At 49.2% G+C, this 19,013-nt stretch carries 16 protein-coding genes; 6 read left to right on the forward strand and 10 right to left on the reverse strand.

Translation table 11 applies throughout. The features are described from left to right. Positions 1–205 precede the first annotated feature (205 nt). The 4 genes from carB to GA004_RS01805 all read left to right on the forward strand — a co-directional run bounded on the left by carB (position 206) and on the right by GA004_RS01805 (position 6,098). Positions 206–3,442 carry a carbamoyl-phosphate synthase large subunit gene (carB, locus tag GA004_RS01790; protein ID WP_283395575.1) on the forward strand — a complete coding sequence of 1,079 codons (3,237 nt, stop codon included), beginning with the start codon at positions 206–208 and terminating at the stop codon, positions 3,440–3,442. A 46-nt stretch (positions 3,443–3,488) separates the two neighbouring features. Next, positions 3,489–4,349 (forward strand): formyltetrahydrofolate deformylase, encoded by an 861-nt coding sequence (purU, locus tag GA004_RS01795; protein WP_283395576.1) that lies wholly within the window; start codon positions 3,489–3,491, stop codon positions 4,347–4,349. Positions 4,350–4,528: 179 nt separating this feature from the next. Beyond that, positions 4,529–5,221, forward strand: a complete 693-nt coding sequence (locus GA004_RS01800) for a tetratricopeptide repeat protein (RefSeq protein ID WP_283395577.1) — start codon at positions 4,529–4,531, stop codon at positions 5,219–5,221. A gap of 97 nt (positions 5,222–5,318) precedes the next feature. Beyond that, positions 5,319–6,098: a PaaX family transcriptional regulator C-terminal domain-containing protein gene (locus GA004_RS01805; protein WP_283395578.1), complete on the forward strand. Its 780-nt coding sequence runs from the start codon at positions 5,319–5,321 to the stop codon at positions 6,096–6,098. A 98-nt stretch (positions 6,099–6,196) separates the two neighbouring features. Here the strand turns inward: GA004_RS01805 and GA004_RS01810 are convergent, their stop codons facing one another. The 10 genes from GA004_RS01810 to GA004_RS01855 form a co-directional block, all read right to left on the reverse strand. Then, positions 6,197–7,426 (reverse strand): argininosuccinate synthase, encoded by a 1,230-nt coding sequence (locus tag GA004_RS01810; protein WP_283395579.1) that lies wholly within the window; start codon positions 7,424–7,426, stop codon positions 6,197–6,199. A 93-nt stretch (positions 7,427–7,519) separates the two neighbouring features. Continuing rightward, positions 7,520–8,464, reverse strand: a complete 945-nt coding sequence (gene argF, locus GA004_RS01815) for an ornithine carbamoyltransferase (protein WP_283395580.1) — start codon at positions 8,462–8,464, stop codon at positions 7,520–7,522. A 43-nt stretch (positions 8,465–8,507) separates the two neighbouring features. Beyond that, positions 8,508–9,737: an aspartate aminotransferase family protein gene (locus GA004_RS01820; protein WP_283395581.1), complete on the reverse strand. Its 1,230-nt coding sequence runs from the start codon at positions 9,735–9,737 to the stop codon at positions 8,508–8,510. A gap of 40 nt (positions 9,738–9,777) precedes the next feature. After that, positions 9,778–10,674 (reverse strand): acetylglutamate kinase, encoded by an 897-nt coding sequence (argB, locus tag GA004_RS01825; RefSeq protein ID WP_283395582.1) that lies wholly within the window; start codon positions 10,672–10,674, stop codon positions 9,778–9,780. Between the two features lie 8 nt (positions 10,675–10,682). Next, on the reverse strand, positions 10,683–11,903 hold the full coding sequence (gene argJ, locus GA004_RS01830) for a bifunctional glutamate N-acetyltransferase/amino-acid acetyltransferase ArgJ (protein ID WP_283395583.1): 1,221 nt from the start codon (positions 11,901–11,903) through the stop codon (positions 10,683–10,685). After that, positions 11,896–12,927, reverse strand: a complete 1,032-nt coding sequence (gene argC / locus GA004_RS01835; protein ID WP_283395584.1) for an N-acetyl-gamma-glutamyl-phosphate reductase — start codon at positions 12,925–12,927, stop codon at positions 11,896–11,898. Before argC ends, argJ begins: the two co-directional genes overlap by 8 nt. Positions 12,928–13,087: 160 nt before the next feature. Beyond that, the gene (rpsI, locus tag GA004_RS01840) at positions 13,088–13,486 is read right to left on the reverse strand and encodes a 30S ribosomal protein S9 (protein WP_283395585.1); all 399 of its coding nucleotides are present in this window, start codon (positions 13,484–13,486) and stop codon (positions 13,088–13,090) included. A gap of 15 nt (positions 13,487–13,501) precedes the next feature. Further along, positions 13,502–13,930, reverse strand: coding sequence for a 50S ribosomal protein L13 (rplM, locus tag GA004_RS01845; protein WP_283395586.1), 429 nt, complete (start codon positions 13,928–13,930; stop codon positions 13,502–13,504). Between the two features lie 108 nt (positions 13,931–14,038). Then, the gene (locus GA004_RS01850) at positions 14,039–14,719 is read right to left on the reverse strand and encodes a TorF family putative porin (RefSeq protein ID WP_283395587.1); all 681 of its coding nucleotides are present in this window, start codon (positions 14,717–14,719) and stop codon (positions 14,039–14,041) included. Positions 14,720–14,859: 140 nt separating this feature from the next. Next, a complete protein-coding gene (locus GA004_RS01855) occupies positions 14,860–16,947 on the reverse strand; it encodes a prolyl oligopeptidase family serine peptidase (RefSeq protein WP_283395588.1) in 2,088 nt (695 codons plus the stop codon). Between the two features lie 158 nt (positions 16,948–17,105). Here GA004_RS01855 and GA004_RS01860 point away from each other — a divergent pair, with 158 nt between their 5' ends. After that, complete coding sequence (locus GA004_RS01860; RefSeq protein ID WP_283395589.1) at positions 17,106–17,474, forward strand: DUF423 domain-containing protein; 369 nt, start codon at positions 17,106–17,108, stop codon at positions 17,472–17,474. 7 nt (positions 17,475–17,481) lie between these two features. Next, positions 17,482–18,906 carry a CCA tRNA nucleotidyltransferase gene (locus tag GA004_RS01865; protein ID WP_283395590.1) on the forward strand — a complete coding sequence of 475 codons (1,425 nt, stop codon included), beginning with the start codon at positions 17,482–17,484 and terminating at the stop codon, positions 18,904–18,906. The last annotated feature ends 107 nt before the right edge of the window (positions 18,907–19,013 follow it).

Raw genomic sequence — 19,013 nt, forward strand, 5'->3', positions numbered from 1 at the left:
ATAGCCCGAGTCGACAGGAGCGCTAGTCAATTCTAACTCAACCCCTTTCTATTGAAGGCATTCATAGACCACCGGCAGGGCCATTCTGCCAGACGTTTACGTCTTCCAACAAAAGCTAGCCAAAAGCGCTTGCTTATTGGGAATATTCGATTCTTTTCACCCTTGCCCAGTATTCCTCTACTGTGGCAAGTTTGAGAAGTTTATCATGCCAAAACGCGTCGACATCGAATCAATTCTCATCATCGGAGCCGGTCCCATTATTATTGGTCAGGCTTGCGAATTCGACTATTCCGGAACCCAGGCCTGCAAGGCTCTAAAGGAAGAGGGATATAAAGTGATACTGGTCAATAGCAATCCAGCCACTATCATGACCGATCCGGAGTTTGCCGATGTGACTTACATCGAACCGCTTACGATCGATGCGCTCAAAAAGATCATTGCCAAAGAAAAGCCCGACGCCTTGCTACCAACACTCGGGGGTCAAACCGCTCTCAACCTTTCACTTGAACTAGATGCGGCTGGCGTGCTTGCAGAGCACAATGTCGAGATGATCGGGGCTAGACCCGCCGCGATCAAAAAGGGAGAGGATCGCGAGCTCTTCAAGGAAGCGATGGTTAAGATTGGACTGGATGTGGCTAAATCCCGCACGGTCAAGTCTCTCGCCGAAGCCAAAGACGCTGCCAAAGAAATCGGAGCCTTTCCGCTTATTATTCGCCCTAGCTTTACCCTGGGTGGGGCCGGGGGCGGTATCGCCTACAATCGGGAAGAGTTCGAAGATATCGTAACCAACGGACTCGATGTCTCACCGGTTTCGGAAGTCCTGATCGAAGAGTGCCTTCTCGGCTGGAAGGAATACGAGATGGAAGTTATGCGTGACCGAAAGGATCAATGCGTCGTAATCTGCTCCATCGAGAATTTCGACCCGATGGGGGTCCATACCGGTGACTCCATTACGGTGGCGCCGGCAATGACGCTTTCCGATCGAGAATACCAAGCGATGCGCGATGCCTCTTTCGCCGTAATCAGGGAGATCGGGGTCGAAACCGGTGGATCCAATATCCAATTTTCTCTCAGCCCTGAGACGGGCCGAATGGTTGTCATCGAAATGAATCCGCGTGTATCCAGAAGTTCTGCACTGGCCTCCAAGGCGACCGGGTTTCCTATCGCCAAATTTGCTGCCAAACTTGCCGTTGGATACAGTCTCGACGAAATCCAGAACGACATCACAAAGAAAACACCAGCCTGTTTCGAACCGACCATTGACTATGTCGTAACGAAAATTCCGCGTTTCACATTCGAAAAGTTTCAAGGGGCAGACGATACGTTAACCTCCTCCATGAAATCGGTCGGCGAGGCAATGGCGATCGGCCTAACCTTCAAGGAGTCTTTCCAAAAAGCGCTGCGATCCCTAGAGACTGGGGCCTGGGGATTTGGGGGAGGGAAGCTGGGCGGCGACGATATTCCAACCGAAGAAACCATAAACGGTAAACTCGTTCGCCCCAATGCGGAGCGCGTCTTCTACCTACGCTACGCCCTGAAAGCAGGATACTCTCTAGAAAAAATCTTTGAGCTGACGAAAATTGATCCCTGGTTTCTCTACCAGCTCAAGCAGATCAGCGACCTTGAGGATGAGCTGAAAAAGGAAAAGCTGGATACAATAGGTAAAAATCGCTTGCGCACGGCTAAAGAATACGGATTTTCAGATCGGCAAATTGGAGGCTTTTGCGGATGCGACTGGAAATTGGTAAACGAGAAACGCAAAGACATGGGTATCCCAACCGTTTTTCGTCTAGTCGATACGTGCGCCGCTGAATTTGAAGCCGAGACTCCGTACTACTATTCTTCATACGGAGCCGAAAACGAGGTCATTCCTTCAAATAAAAAGAAGATTATGATCATCGGCGGAGGGCCCAACCGAATTGGGCAGGGAATCGAGTTCGACTACTGCTGCGTTCACGCTTCATTCGCACTGCAGGAACTAGGTTACGAATCGGTAATGATCAATTCCAACCCGGAAACCGTATCCACAGATTACGACACGTCTGACAAGCTCTATTTCGAGCCCCTTACACTTGAAGATGTACTTGAGGTCTATAACCAAGAAGGTTGTAGCGGGGCAATCGTTCAATACGGCGGCCAGACTCCTCTCAATCTTGCAACAGAGTTGAAAGCCAACGGAGTCAATATTATCGGCACCTCTCCCGAAAGCATAGATGCCGCTGAAGACCGCGAGCTTTTTAAGCAAATCCTCGATGAAGTCGGCCTTAAGCAGCCCGACAATCTCACGGCCCTAAACGAGACTCAGGCATACGAGTTGGCAAAGAAAGTCGGATTTCCGCTTTTGGTAAGACCTTCATTCGTTCTCGGAGGCCGCGGCATGTTTATCGTCCACGATATAGATGAGCTGAGATCCGTAATACACGAAGCCTTTGAAGCCTCACCCGGAAAGCCCGTACTTCTCGACAAGTTTTTGGAGGATGCAATTGAGCTCGATGTTGACTGTATTTCTGACGGCAAGAAAACCCTTGTCGGAGGAATGCTTGAGCACATCGAGTTTGCCGGTGTCCACAGTGGTGACGCAGCGATGGCTCTGCCACCCCACACACTCGACGAGGAAATGATCGAGATCGTCCGCCAAGCGAGCTACCGACTCGCAAAGGCTCTGAAAGTTGTGGGACTGATGAACATCCAATTCGCCATCAAGGACAACGAGCTCTACGTTCTCGAAGTGAATCCAAGGGCCTCCCGCACCGTTCCATTCGTCTCGAAGGCGATCGGAGTTCCTCTTGCCAAATTGGCGGCTAAGATCATGACGGGTAAAACATTGGATGAACTCAATTTTACGGAGGAAATGAGTCCCAAGCATTGGTGCATCAAAGAAGCAGTGTTCCCTTTTGTCCGCTTTCTTGGTTCAACGATCCGTCTCGGTCCGGAAATGCGATCAACGGGTGAGGTCATGGGGCTGGACGAGGACTTTGGCATCGCCTTTGCGAAGACCCAGGCTGCGGCAAAGCCGGGCCTTCCCGTTGAAGGCAATGTCTTTCTCAGCGTGAAGGATCAGGACAAACCCAAGGCGGTAGAGCTTGCCCAGAAGCTTGTCTCGCTCGGGTTCAAGGTCTATTCCACGATTGGAACAGCTGATTATTTCAAAGAGAACGGCATCGAGGCGGAAAAGCTATTCCGCATAGCCGAAGGGCGCCCCAACGTTCTCGATCTAATTAAGAATGGTGAAATGCAGATGATCATCAACACTCCTTCAGGTATGATGCCTAGAAAAGACGAGAACCGAATCCGATCTGTCGCCTATGCCAACAATATTTGCATCATGACGACCTTGACCGGCGCGACCGCAGCAGTCGCCGGAATCAGCGCATTGAAAGAAAAAGAATTCGACGTTCGATCGCTGCAAAGCTACGTCAACAAAAACGTCGCTACTGTCTAAGGAGGTGGCTGTTTAGTTAGTCCGACTCTCGACTTTTTAGGTTCTGATGAATCCCAATTCTTCAAGAATAATTGCCCTTCTTTCCGGCCCTGACCAAAAGGGCCTAGTAGCGAAAGTCGCGAGCTGGATCTACGAACGCGAGGGCAACATTATCCACGCTGATCAACATCGCGACCAGGAAGAAGGCGTCTTTTTCCAGCGAGTTGAGTGGGCCGTCGAAGGCAACAGGTCCGCCGAAGTCGAAGCAGCCGCTTTTCGTGATTTCGGCGATTCCATAGGCATGCGAACCAACGTTGCCATCCCCGGAACGAAGCCTAAGGTCGCACTGTTCGTATCTAAGGCCAACCACTGCTTCCACGATTTGGTCCTAAGATGGAAAGCGGGCGACTTTCCATGTGACATCAACCTTGTGATCTCTAACCACGAAACGTTGAAGCCTAGTTCCGAATGGTACGGGATTCCGTTCGAGCACGTTCCAGTGACCAAGGAATCTAAGTCTGAAGCCGAAGCGAGGCAACTCTCCCTGCTTAGAAGCTACGACATCGATCTAGTCATAATGGCAAGATACATGCAGGTGCTTTCAGCCATCTTTCTCGATACCTGGGGTAAACCGGTAATTAATATTCACCACTCTTTCCTTCCCGCATTCGCTGGCGCCAGGCCCTATCATCAAGCGCACAAGAAAGGCGTAAAACTGATCGGGGCAACCGCTCACTACGCCACGGCCGAACTCGATCAAGGCCCCATAATCCACCAAGCCGTTGCTCAAATCACACATCGAAATAGCGTTCAGGACCTTATCCGTAAAGGGCGCGACTTAGAGAAGATGACCCTCGCCCAAGCCGTTTCCTGGCATCTAGAAAACCGTATACTGGTCTACGAAAACAAAACGGTCGTTTTTGATTAGCGGAACCGGATTGGTGCCAATAGATCTTGGATTATTTGGGCTCTAGGCCAATTGCATCTGGTTTTCACCGTAATCCGGGAGGCCGTTCATAATCTAATTCAACCGGTTTGATGACGAAAGTGCTTTAAAAAGCCTAGAAATCGCGCTCAATCACCTTCTCCCAAAAACAGGCGAAGATTATGGCCCAACCAACCGACAAAAACCCAACTCCAAAAAGCGACGAGCGCAATATCGTCGATTCCGCAATTTTCAGTAGTGGCGATCTTCAAGATCAAATCACCCTGATTTGGGAGAAGAATAAGAAGTTAATCATCTATTCCATAGCTGGGGTCTTCGCCGTTTTCGGGGTATACCACCTGAGTGGTTTTATGATTGAGCAAGGTCGACTCGCCGTACAGGAGGACTATACATCGGCAGACGATAGTGCCTCGAAACTCGCCTTTGCCCAGAAAGAGTCCGGACATCCACTCAGCGGCTTTGCCTATAAGGAACTCGCCGCCGAAGCCTACGAGGAAGGCGACTATGCGAAGGCATCCGAGTATTTTGAAAACGCTTCAGATTCAGCCAAAGGAGTGATCAAAGAAGCTGCCCAGATGGGCCACGCCATGGCTTTAATTCAAACCGGTCATTCCGATCAGGCAGAGTCTATTTTAAAAGAGCTAGTTTCCAATGAAAACGCCGGAAATCTTGCTGAAGCGCGCTACCGGCTAGCTGCCCTCGCCGTTGAAAATGAAGATTTTGAGTACGCTCGGACGCTGATAGCCGACCTTCAGACCAACTTTTCCCAAGAAACGTTTTACTGGATTCAGAAGGCAATGACTTTGCAAACCAAGCTACCGGCGGAAGAACCCTCCCCTAATCCCGAAAGTTAACCCGCCCATTCGCCCACCGATCATATTTCAAGCAATTCTCACGCCCAATCTTAACAATTTTTATCGATAGCTATTGATAAAAACACACAAAATTGCCTTGAAACTTGGCCCAAAAACAAGAGACATACTCGAATTAATTTTGCTCGTTGGGACCGACGCACTGACTAGCCTTCCTCTGAGGAACTATCATTCTCTCGCCGGATGGGAATCGGAACACGCTTTGCGAAGGCAACTCCGAGCGATGCAAAATCGAGGATTGATCACGCTAAACGGCGAAAAACCCGCCGATTGGGTGCCACAAATAACTAAGGTTGGGCGACACCTGGCCAGAAACGAAATCGATCCGCAAGTCGCTTGGTCAAGCCCTTGGGACGGCAAATGGCACATCGTTTCTTTCGACCTTCCTCAAGATCAACCCTCTCGACGGTATCAATTGAATTCATGGCTGAAACGACAGCGTTTCGGACGGCTACAAGGGAGTTTATGGATTTCGCACAGGTTTTCCCAGAATTGGTCCGAAGCCGTCTCCCAAATTGATGCAAATCCGCACGACATAATCTTCCTGGCCAGTACTTCCATTGGGAAATTGAGTGCTGAACAGATTGTAGCCAATGCTTGGGATTTTAAAAAAATCAATGCTCTTTACGGCGAGTATCTCCAATTTTTAACATTTAATCCACCCGCCCATTCGGGTGCACGTCAGATGACAGAATCCCCAATAAACTGGTTTCGTTCTGAGCATTCACTCTGGAGGAAGGCGTATTCGCTGGATCCCTTTCTTTCGAAAGAACTTCTGCCCTCCGGCTACCTTGGTTATAAGGCGTTCCTCGCAAGACAAGAAATGTTTAAGACCAACGTACTACAAGATGTACAGTAACAGATCACCTTTATCAATTCTCATCGATAGCTATTTAACTCAATTGCTAAGATTGGGAGAGCTTTCTTGTCTTGGAGGAGTTCCGCTTTTCAGGGGTTCTATTGTTCGATGAATTCTTTCTGGGAGCCGAACCGGGCTTTTAGGCGGAGTCCCTGTAAGCGGATAAATCCTGTCGCATCGTCCGGATTGTAGTCGCTTTGCACCCCTTCCATCGAAGCAATGTCCTCATTGTAAAGTGAATAAGGAGACTTACGTCCGACGGTAGTTACATTGCCCTTGTATAGTTTTAGCCGTACGGTACCGGTTACGCTTTTTTGGCTGTTGTCGATAAAGGCCTGGAGCGCTTCACGCTCGGGCGCATACCAGAACCCATTGTATATAAGTTCTGCATACTTGGGTATTAAACTATCACGCAGGTGCTCTAAATCTCGGTCCATAGTGATAGACTCGATCTGTTTGTGGCCCATCATCAGAATCGTTCCACCAGGCGTTTCATAAACGCCTCGACTTTTCATACCAACAAATCGGTTCTCCACTATATCCACTCTTCCGATACCGTGCTTTCCTGCTAGAGAGTTTAAAGTTTTTAGTACTTTCGCAGAGCTGAGCGATTGTCCATTGACCGCCACGCAATCACCCTTTTCGAAATCAAGTTCAACGTACTCGGCTTCGTTCGGAGCATCTTCAGGATCGACAGACAATTTGTACATTGCCTTATTTTCCTTCGTGGTTGGGTCGAACCAGGGATCCTCCAAAATACCCGCCTCGTAGGAGATGTGGAGAAGGTTACGATCCATCGAGTAGGGTTTTGAGGCAGAAGCTTCCACGTTAATGCCGTTTTCTGCGCAATAGGAAATCATCTCGCTTCGGCCTGGAAATGCTTTGCGGAAAACTTCCATTCGCCAAGGCGAAATCGTCTGTAAATCGGGGGCCAACGCAGCATAGGCCAGTTCGAACCGCACTTGATCGTTGCCTTTACCAGTGGCGCCATGGGCAAGTGCGTCCGCTCCGACTTTGCGGGCGAGGTCAATATGAGCTTTACCGATTAAGGGCCGCGCAATGGAGGTGCCCAAAAAATACTGTCCCTCATAGATTGCGTTGGCCCGTATTATTGGGTAGATAAAATCTGACGCAAACTCTTCAACGAGATCGAGTGTATAGTGCTCGGAGGCACCTGTAGCCCTGGATTTCTCCTCAAGACCCTCTAGCTCCTCTTCCTGCCCAACGTCAGCAGCAAAAGTGACAACCTCCGCGTTGTAATGATCTTTTAACCACCGAACGAGCACCGAAGTGTCTAGTCCGCCTGAGTATGCGAGTGCTATCTTCATTTTTGATACGATTGAATGGTTAACCGCGAATTACACGAATAAATTTAGAAATATCCAACTCATACCTATCCGTTCTATAATTGTATGGGAAATTTAAGCCCGGACCCCTTGGGCGAGCACCGCCATAATCGCCTTTTGGGTATGGAGCCGGTTTTCAGCTTGGTCAAAGATGATTGACTTGGAACCGTAGAGGACGTCTTCCTTCACCTCCATACCCTTATACGCTGGAAGGTCGTGCATAAATAACGCGTTTGGCTGTCCTAGTTTCATCAGATCCGAAGTGACCGAATAGGGACTCATTACAGCGATCCGTTCAGTTGATTCTTCCTCCTGTCCCATGCTTACCCAGGTGTCCGTATATAGCACATCCGCATCGCGAGCGGCGGCCTCAGGATCGTTTGTGAAGCGATAGGTTGGCGTATAACCACTCTCGGCGAGTATTTTCTTGATCTCCGATCCCGGCTCATAACCGTCTGGCCCAGCGAGTACTAATTCCATCCCAAAAAGCGCTGCTCCTAGAATCCAGGAATTTGCAATATTGTTGGCCGTATCACCAAAGTACGCCATCTTCTTACCTTTTAGAGACTCTAGATGGTTTGTTCCGTCGGACCATCGTTCCGCCATTGAGAACGCATCGGTATAGGTCTGGCAGGGATGAAGAAAATCGGTCAATGCATTGATCACAGGAATCGATCCCATTTTCGAAAGTTCTTCCAGTTCGCTTTGTTCGAAGGTGCGTACAATGAGTCCATGGACAAAACGCGACAGCACATTTGCGGTATCATAAACGGACTCACCACGACCCAATTGGATATCGTTCTTGTTTAGAAATATAGGATGCCCTCCCAGTTCATGAATACCCACGTCGAAGGAAACTCGTGTTCGAGTACTCGATTTTGAGAAAATCATCGCCCAAGTCTGACCTTTAAGCGAAGGAGGCGTGTGACGGCCTCGACCCTTTTTAAAGCTTTGAGCCAGTGCTAATACTTCGCTTGCTTGATGAGGAGCGAAATCTGTTTCTTTCAAAAAATGTGCCATAATTGGTTTTTCCAACTTAATTGTATTAACGATGCTGCGTCACCTATACTGCCGCGTTATTTGCCGTTGCTCTTTCCCTTACCGCTGCGCTAAATATTTCCAGAGCCTTATCGAAATCCTGTTTCGTCGCCGTCAATGCAGGAAGAAAGCGAACGACATCAGCCCCCGCCGGAGGAAGGATTAGTCCACCTTCTCTTAATTTGGCAACCACATCAAAAGACGAATCCGCAATCTGGATTCCGATCATGAATCCCGCTCCACGAATATCCAGAATATACTCAGGAAGTTCCGTCTTGAGTTCATTCAAACGCTTAAGTACGTATTCACTATTGGTTACGACGTTTTGAAGGAGATTCTCCTCTTCGATCGTTTCCAGAACTGCGAGGGACGCAGCGGCGATGAGTGGAGTACCTCCAAAAGTAGTGCCATGCGTCCCTGGCTGGAAAAGCTCCGCGTGCGGATCACGGATCCAAACCGCCCCGATGGGAACCCCACCACCCAGACCTTTCGCCATTCCAATTGCGTCTGGCCTAATACCCGCTTTCTCAAAGGCAAAGAAGTGACCGGTTCTTCCCACGCCACATTGTACCTCATCAATTAAAAGCAGCACTCCACGCTCATCGCAAAGATTCCGCAAGCCCTGTAAGAATTCAATGGTTGCAGGGAAAATGCCTCCTTCTCCCTGTATTGTTTCTATAAATACAGCTGCCGTTTCTGAGTCAATCGCCGCGGTGAAGCTCTCAAGATTGTTAAGTTCGGCAAAAACGAAGCCTTCAACAAGAGGTGCGAAACCTTGCTGGATTTTCACTTTTGGCGTAGCGCTCATTCCACCAAAAGTACGGCCATGGAAGGCATTTTCCGCACAAACAATTTTGTATTGCTTGCCTTCCAATCCGGCATTCTGGCAACCGTAGAGCCGTGCTAATTTTATTAGCGTTTCATTCGCTTCAGCTCCACTGTTGCAAAAGAACACTTTTCCCTTTCCACCCGCTTTTTCATTCAGCTTTGCGGCCAGAATCGCCTGGTTCTGATTGCGATACAAATTGCTAACACACAACAGTTCCGCCGCTTGTTCCTGGATTGCGGTAACCAACTTTGGGTGACAATGCCCGATACTCGTCACTGCAATTCCAGAGCAGAAATCCAAATATTCCTTCCCTGTGTCATCCCATAGTTGAAGCCCACGACCACGCACGTACGTTACGGGCGGTAATCCGTAATTGCCAAGTACATTATCGAAATAGAGCTCCTCAGTGTTCGTATTTTCTTTCATCTCAATTTTTGTATAGCTAAGGCGTATCCAGTAAGTTCTCTTAGTGAACGATTTCCGTTCCGATCCCCTTATCCGTAAAGATTTCCAGCAAAAGGCTATGAGGAAGACGTCCATCGATAAAGTGAACCCGATGTACGCCCGAATCCAACGCCTTTATCGAACTATCGATCTTAGGCAGCATTCCTTGGCTGATCGTGCCATCAGCTTTCAGTTTGTTAATTTGATTTACCCTCAGTGTTGGGATAAGAGAATTGAGATCACTTGGATCGCTCAGCAAACCTGGAACATCGCTCAGATAAACCAGGCGCCTCGCTCTCAAAGCGCTGGCGACACAGGCTGCAGCCACATCTGCATTCACATTGTACAAATTAGCGTCTGCTCCTTTGGCTACTGGTGAAATCACTGGCGTGTACCCGTCTCTGATCGCCTTTTTGATGATCTTGGACTTTACTGCCAGCACGTTGCCGACAAAACCCAAATCGACCGAATTGCCCTGACTATCTTCGGTATACTTTTCCCCTTCTAGTACCGTAGGGCCCGGAATTCCGAGTGGGCGATCGTTCCGAATTTGCAACATTTCGCATACATCGCTGTTCACTTGGTGGCTGAGGACTTCGTCTACCACTTTAATCGTGTTTTCATCCGTATACCGAAGGCCATTAACGAACTTAGCTTCGAGACCCTTTTCCTCGAGAGCCCGGCTGATCGCTTTGCCGCCCCCATGAACGACTACTACATGAATCCCGACAGCTGAGAGAAAGGCAATATCTCCCGCAACACTTGCTCGAATCTCAGGATTTGGATCATCCATAAAACTCCCGCCGTATTTTATCACAAATACAGAATTACGAAACTCCTGGACGTAAGGTAGGGCTTCGACCAATACCGCAGCCTTGGAGATAATATCATCCATCTTTTTCTGTCTAATATTCGCCATCGCTTGCGCTATTCGCTCTTGTTAAAATCAACGTAATCTTCTGTCAGGTCACTAGCCCTCAATCTGAAATTACCATCACCTTGGTGCATGTTTATCCGAATCGTAAACCTCGGTTTCGAAACAACCTTCTTCCACTTAGGTTTATTTTCCGGTACGGGATCTCCCCCAACGAGAGCCGGTACGCCGTCATAACTGATATCAATAATGTACTGATCAATCTGAGCATTCGCATAGCCAAGCGCCTCCATCAATCGGCCCCAGTTAGGATCGTTGCCATACCATGATGTCTTCACGAGCAATGAATTGCCGATTGAGCGAGAGATGCTCTCAGCATCTTGATCACTTGCAGCTCCCGCAACTAGTATTTCAACAACCTTTGTAATTCGCTCGCCGTCTGCCACGATCTTGTCGGCCAGGCAATCACAAACCTGGAACAACGCTTCCTGGAAGCGTTTCATCGAAGTTTCATCGAGTGATACCCCTGATTGTCCGTTCGCCAGAAGCAGTACCGTATCGTTGGTGCTCATATCACCGTCAACCGTGATCGCATTGAAGGAATGTTTGACCGACTCTTTTAATAGATCTTGGAGAACCGTTGATTCCGCAGCGATATCAGTGGTGATAAAAGCTAGCATCGTTGCCATATTAGGCTGGATCATCCCCGCACCCTTGGCAGCCCCTCCAATGGTCACTGTATTGCCTTCTACTGCAAAGGTTGCAGTGCATGTCTTCTTCCTTGTATCTGATGTTAAGATACACTCAGAAAATTTTGTCCCTTCCTTCTCTCCATCAAGAGCCCTCGAAGCTACAGACTTAACTGTGGGAGTAATTTTATCCATCGGCAAAAAATCGCCGATTCTTCCGGTGGAGCAGACAAGAAAGCTGCCCTTCGGGCTACCACTCGCTGACTCCGCTGTCTGGAGCATCGACAGTGAGTCCGAAATTCCCTGGTTTCCTGTACAGGCATTCGCATTTCCACTATTAGCAACAAGGCCAAAAACGGGGCCCCCAGCTCGTAAGACTCTCTCGCAGTCGAGAACCGGTGCAGCTTTCACTGCGTTCTTCGTAAAAACTCCTGCAGCGGCACAGGGTGCAATCGAATACAAGACCCCGGTATCCAATCTTTCGTCACCCTTGCCACGAATATCCGCCGAGTCTGCAGAAGCAAAGAATCCCTCTGAATCCGTAACACCTTCCGTGTCCGTTTTGAATGTGATAGAACTAGACATTGAGCAATCCCGTTGTTTCGTCCCAACCTTGCCATAGGTTCATGATTTGTACTGCCTGCCCAGCTAGACCTTTCATAAGGTTATCTTCCGCAGACGTAATCACGAAATTCCCGGTTCTTTCATCCTTGGTGGCAGACATATCGACCCGATTAGTTCCAACCGTGTACTTCGTCTCAGGTCTAGTATCCGCTGAAAGGATATAAACAAACGGACGTCCACCGTAGGCTTCCTTCCAAGCGCCATAGAGATCCTCGATAGTCGACTGCCCAGCCGGCACCGTAATCGTAGTTAGAATACCACGATTCATGGGTGCAAGGTGAGGATTGAACTGGAGCACTACCGGTCCCTGTCCGGCGAGCCCAAGTTGCTCTTCGATTTCTGAAAGATGCCGGTGCTTGGGAATTCCATACGCTTTTGCACTTTCATTTACTTCACAATAGGAGAATGCCTGACTAGACTGCTTCCCTGCACCGCTGGTGCCGCTAAAGGAGTTCGCCACGATGTGCTTCGTTCCAATCACTTGCTTTTTCAAAAGAGGATAAAGCGGAATCAGAATACTCGTCGGATAACAACCTGGGCAGGCAAAGAGCTTTTTCTCAGCCCATCCGTCTTCAGTAATTTCAGGCAATACATACTGAGAGTCCTTTAGGAGCACTTCATCTGGATGGGGCTGCCCATAATACTCTTTGTAAATAGCCGGATCAGAAATCCTAAAATCCGCACTACAGTCTATTACCTTTTTTCCCGATTTTGAAATTACTCCTGCATACTCGGCAGCTACCCCATGCGGGACCGCCAAGAACACGCAATCGATATCCGTTCTGGCTGCCAAGGCGTGTGGATCAGAGTTTTCAAACTTCAATGAATCGAGGACACTTCGCAACTCAGGCATCACTGAGCCAACGCTTTTGCCCGCTTCGCTTCTCGAGGTAACAGCCACGAGATTAGCTTTCGGATGAGCCGCTAGTATTTTGACGAGAATCTCTCCGCCATATCCGGATGCGCCTACGATTGCCGTGTTCATTGAATAATTCGCTTAAATTGTCTGTCTTGAAAATTAGTTCCAACGGGTTTGATCGCTGGATAGAAGAGGTAATATAAAATTAATGATGTATGAAAACAAAAAGACCCCCTGAGGTAGTGAAACCAGAGAGGGCCTTGTCGAAAAAGTATTTTGAGTTGGCTTAGCGCTTTGAGAACTGGAATTTCTTACGCGCCCCTGGTTGTCCTGCCTTCTTGCGTTCCTTCATTCGAGGGTCGCGAGTAAGGTGACCGGCTTGCTTCAACTGTATTCGAAGCTCTGAATCAAACTTGAGTAGCGCACGTGCGATACCGAGTGCCAATGCACCCGCTTGGCCACTGTCTCCGCCGCCTTGCACTTTGGCAACTACATCAAATTTGTCTTTCGCTTCGATTGTGGTGAACGGAAGCAGAGCGGACCGGGAGAAATTCTCGTGAGAAAAGAAATCGGCAGCGGCTTTGTCGTTGATCTTAACCTGACCTGAGCCTTCCGTTAGCCGTATGCGAGCGACCGCCGTTTTCCGGCGTCCGGTTCCAAGGTATTCACTGTTGGTGTCTGCCATTTTCTGAGAGTGTTATTAAACTGATACCGCTTTGGGTTGTTGTGCTTCGTGAGGATGTTCCTCACCTGCGAACACCCTGAGCTTGGTGAGCATCTTGCTGGCCAGCCGGTTTTTAGGAAGCATTCCTTTGACGGCGTGCTTTACGACGAAATCGGGGCGTCTTTCCTGCATCTGGGCGACACTGAGATATTTTTCACCACCCACGTAGCCGCTGTAGAACATATACTTCTTCTGCTCGTTTTTCTTTCCCGTGAGAACGATTTTGTCGGCATTGATCACAACAACGAAATTTCCGGTGTCAACGTGCGGCGTGTAGGTGGCCTTGTCTCGGCCACGAAGCAAATTCGCTACTTTTACGGCGAGGCGGCCTAGGACTTGGTCCTTGGCGTCGACTATAACCCAGTCGCGTTTAGTGGTTTCCTTTTTGGCGAGAAATGTTTTCATCGGATTTCGAGAAAAAGAGGAAAACTCCTACCCCCTCGCTAAGGCATGTCAATGATTTTGCGAGTTTTTTTGATTGGTCTGCCAAAGGGGATTCGAGTCCTTCTCGGACTAGAATCTCATCGTTAGCGAGGTAGAGCCATGAAAGTGCGCTTCCGGAGTCGGCGACCCCTCTTCACTGTCCGAGTAATGGACCCCTATCGAGAGAACGGCGTTTTCTTTGAGTTGGACCGGAAAAACCACGTCCGCTCCGTAGTAAAGGTACTTACCAATATCGTCCACATTTAGGAGTCCAAAGTGCACCCCAAGATCGACAGAAGTCTTCGCACCCAGAGGAACGCTGTACCGAGCGGACCCTTCGGAGGTAGTGGCATCGATGTCCAAATCGCGGTAGAGGTAGAATGAGGCAACCACTCCCAAAATCTCACGTGTCACTCCCACGTAGGGCTCCAGTCGGCTATCACCGGTAGGGAAATAATAGTAGGCTGCTCCAAAATCGACACTGGTCTTTTCGCCGATCGCCCAACCTTGGCCGACATAAAAATCCACTTCGTCGTCCCAACTCTCTGGCAATCCACGATTTTCGATCGGCTGCGATGCCCAGATTCCCGCATAGAAGTCGTCTTTCCCAAACTCAATCGAAGGGTGAAATACATTGTCCGCCAGCTGGGCTCCGCGAAAAACGTACTTGGTGTCAAAGGTCAGGTCTAGACTGAGTGTATACTCCTCACTTTGCGAAATTGAGGCAGTAACCAGTGCAAATAGCCCTGCTGTGGTGTATCGAATGTTCATTTCAGGTTTGGTTTGATTCGAGAAACAAGTCTGACAATAGAACCCACCATTAGTTGCTCATTTGCAGCATGCGAGCCGAGAATTCTAACAGTTTTGCCCTATTTTCGAAAATTTCGCTTAGGCTTCCCAAGTCTTGGGTGTCATCGCAACATTTTCCAAAGGTAGGCGTAAGACAAGGCTGACGTGTAAGCTCGCTGATTTGGATTAGTTCCGCCACCATGACCTCCTTCCGTGTTTTCGTAATAGTAAACCAGCTTACCAAACTCCTGCAAACGTGCAACCATTTTGCGGGCATGGGCAGGGTGAACCCGATCGTCTCGAGTGTTGGTCCAGTAATAGACTTCCGGATATTCTTTGTCAGGACTCAGGTTTTGATAGGGAGACCAAAGCTTCATATACTCCCAATCCTCGGTATCAGGATTTCCATATTCAGCCATCCAACTGGCACCCGCCAGCAATTTGTTGTAGCGTTTCATATCCGCTAAAGGGACCGCACTTACAACTGCCTTGAATAGGTCGGGCCGCTGGGTAAAGGCTCCGCTCACTAACAGGCCCCCTTGCGAGCCACCCTGTATCCCGAGGTGTTCAGCCGAGGTGATTTTTCGCCTGATTAGGTCTTCAGCTACTGCAATCAGATCATCAAAGTTTGTCTGGTGTTTTTCTTTTATGGCCGCGGTATGCCACTTCGGGCCAAACTCTCCCCCTCCACGAATGTTCGCCAAAACGTAAACGCCCCCACGCTCAAGCCAGGCAGAACCCACCGAACTTGAGTAGCGGGGCTTTTGAGAGATCTCGAATCCTCCATAGGCATAGACGAGGGTTGGATTTTTGCTATCCGCTTGAAAGCCCCTTGGCATCACCAAAAAATATGGGATCTTCGTGCCGTCTTTGGACGTAGCTTCGTTTTGCACAACGCGCATCCCCGTCGGGTCAAACCAAGCAGGGGACGTTTTAACCTTTCTGGGAAGCCCACCATCGTCTACATGGAAGAGACTGGAAGGTGTCAGAAAATCCGAATAGAAGAAAAAGAAGCTGTTATCTCGCTCACTACTACTAGCCAGTGCAACCGTACCCAATCCAGGCAGGCCTATCTCTTCTTTTAACCATGAGTCCTTAGACAGTCTCAATCGGTAAAGGCGACTGGAGACGTTATCTAGAGTGGAGTAGATCAAGTGATCGCGCGTGTGGGCAAGGCTGTTAAAGGCGATCCTTTCTTCTGGATAAAAGAGAATTTCAAAGTCTCGATTACCCTGCAGGAAATCATCTAGACCAATAGCCAGCAGCGCATCACCTGGATAGTTGCTACCGTCGATCGCCCAGTCCGATCGCAAGTAAATCAATAGCCTTTCCTTGAATATGAATTTCAGCTCAGCGTCATCTGGCAGATCCAGCTTTACGAGACGCTCTCCCAGTTTCAGATAACTAGTGTTCCTGAAAAATTCAGGTGAAACGGATACTATCTCGTAGCGGTTCTCTGGTCTATGGGAAACGTAGGTACCGGCGGAAACATCTTCAGTCCGCCCTTCGAAAGTGATAGTCGCCTCAGACAATGTTTGGCCACGGCTCCACCGTTTGGATATACGAGGGTATCCAGAATCCGTTAGCGTTTCGTTGCCGAAATCTGTTCCCACGTAGAGGGTGTTTTCATCGAGCCAAGAGACGCGGGACTTGGCTTCGGGCAGGTAGAATCCATTCTCAACAAATCGTTTTTCCTGAGTATCAAATTCCCTCTGGACCGTGGCGTCTGCCCCACCTCGAGAAAGCCGAATCATCGCAAATCTGTCTTCGGGAGGCAAAAAAGTAACTCCCTTCCATACCCAGTTTTCACCCTCAGCGGCTTCAAGCGCGTCAAGATCAAGCACGATTCCCCAATCTGGCTCGTCCTCAAAGTAACTTTCCACTCTTGTACGCCGCCAAATTCCCCGCACGTGATCTGTGTCCTGCCAGAAATTGTAAAGCATCCCCCCACTATAGGCAGGACCTGGGATTCGGTCCTTGGAATTGTAGATTTCCACAAACTTGGCGTGAATGCCTTCGAACTCGGGAACTGCCTCAAACTCAGTCGTCGTCTTTTCGCTAATCTCCTTGGCCCAGGCGAGCGCCTTTTCGCTTTCGACCTCCTCCATCCACGCGTAGGGATCATCTTCAATAGCGGCAGAAACCAAAAGGGCGGCAACAAGCGAGCAGGCAATTGCTAAAATGGGTTGGGGCTTTCGGCCGAGATGCATAGACGAAATATAGTGACTCAATCTAAATTTGGAAGGCAAAGTTCACGTCGGACTCAGAAAGCGGAATGATGATTTAAATAGGCGATTGAACAGCGGATGAATGGTACTGGGTGAAAATTTGGCTAGATTAAGACGCTGCGCCGATTGATTCTTGTCCCATGAACTTTAAAAATGTCGGTGCCCTATCGTCCGCACTCGCAATCGGCCTAGGAGCGTTGGGAGCTCACAAACTTGAAGCCCAATTAGTGGCTCATGGAACACTCGAAGCCTGGAAGACCGCAGCGTTTTACCATTTGGTGCACTCGGTAGCTCTGTACTTCCTCGCAGCTTTAGAATCTCGAGATCTCGACCGTTTAGCCCAAGTCGCCATGTGGCTTTGGTTTGGCGGCATTCTTTTGTTTTCCGGATCGCTTTACGGACTGGCTCTCACACGATGGCCCGTACTGGGACCCATTACACCTTTGGGAGGATTGAGTTTAATCGCCGGCTGGATAGTTTTGCTCTTTTCGAGGAGCAAATCGTTTTAAGGCATTCATGACAGCACACCCGACAGTAATACCCTTCAAAATCCGAATCCCTCGAGGACTCAAGGAGGCCATTGCTCTCTTAAATGAGATAGGGGGGGAAAGCCGCCTTGTCGGTGGCTGTGTCCGGGATGCCTTGCTCGGCAATGAACCGTCTGATTTCGACGTGGAGGTGTACGGATTGGAAATTGAAGCCATTGTCGAAGCGCTTCGTAAAACGGGGAGGACTGACTTGGTGGGGAAGTCATTCGCAGTCGTCAAATTTTGGACCCAAGGGGCAGAATACGATTTCACCGTCCCACGAACAGAATGCAAATCTGGCACGGGCCACCGTGGCTTTGAAGTGCAGGCTGATCCAAATCTCGAGCCTGAAGTAGCACTGAAACGTCGGGATTTCACTATCAACGCTCTCCAATACGATCCCAATAAGGGCGTGGTGATTGACTACTTCGGTGGTCGGGATGATTTGGAAAAGGGTATTTTGCGCCATGTAAGCAAAGCGTTTTCAGAGGATCCGCTTCGGGCCTTGCGGGCCATTCAATTTGCAGGACGTTTCGGGCTCTTGCTCGATCCCAGTACTGCCCAACTTTGTCGGGAAATGAAACGGGAGTATTCTAGTCTGGCGATTGAACGCGTTTGGGGTGAGTGGTGTAAGTGGTCAACCAAATCTATCTTCCCATCCAAGGGCCTAATCGCTCTAAGAGACTCAGGCTGGATTTCCTTTTTCCCGGAAATCAACTCGCTCGTCCGCCTACCACAAGATCCCGAATGGCACCCCGAAGGCGATGTATTTATTCATACACTACATTGTTTGGATGCCGTAGTTGATTCACCCGAATGGCAGGACTATGCCGACCATAAACGTTCTGTATTAATATTCTCAGTACTGTGTCACGATCTCGGCAAAGCTCGATGCACCCGTTTCGCGGAAAAGCGAGGGAAACTCCGCTGGATTAGTCCAGGACACGATCAGGAAAGCGGTTGGCTTTCGGAATCTTTTCTAACCCGAATCGGGACTCCTCTCGGGATTCAAGAGAAGGTAAGGAAACTCGTTGAAAACCATCACTACCTAAATTCATTTCCGGATTCGAAGCCTTCAGATGCAAGCCTTCGTAGGCTTTCAAGACGTATCAATCCCGCCACGACAGAAGAACTTCACCAAGTTATGCTAGCGGACCACCAAGGAAGACCACCGCTTATTTCCGAAGCCCAAGAAAAACGCTTGGTCGAATTCAAAGCACGAATTGCCGAACTAGAGTTAAAAGATTCTGCACCCAAGGCTCTGTTGCGCGGGCGCCATTTGATTGAGCACGGCAGAAAACCAGGTCCCGAATTTAAACCCATTTTGGATCGAGCCTACGAAGCACAGCTGGACGGGGCGTTTGAAGATGTGGGTGGCGCTCTTGATTGGGTGCGTTCACAGTCATTGTTTTGAGATTGTAGGAACGGTTTTACACCGGCGATGATCCTTAACAGTGGATCGCGGCGTAAAGCCGTATCCTACGAGATACTTGAGGGTAGATGACACAGCAATGCGGTCGT

The organism is Candidatus Pelagisphaera phototrophica (assembly GCF_014529625.1).
GTDB classification, from domain to species: Bacteria; Verrucomicrobiota; Verrucomicrobiia; order Opitutales; family Opitutaceae; genus Pelagisphaera; species Pelagisphaera phototrophica.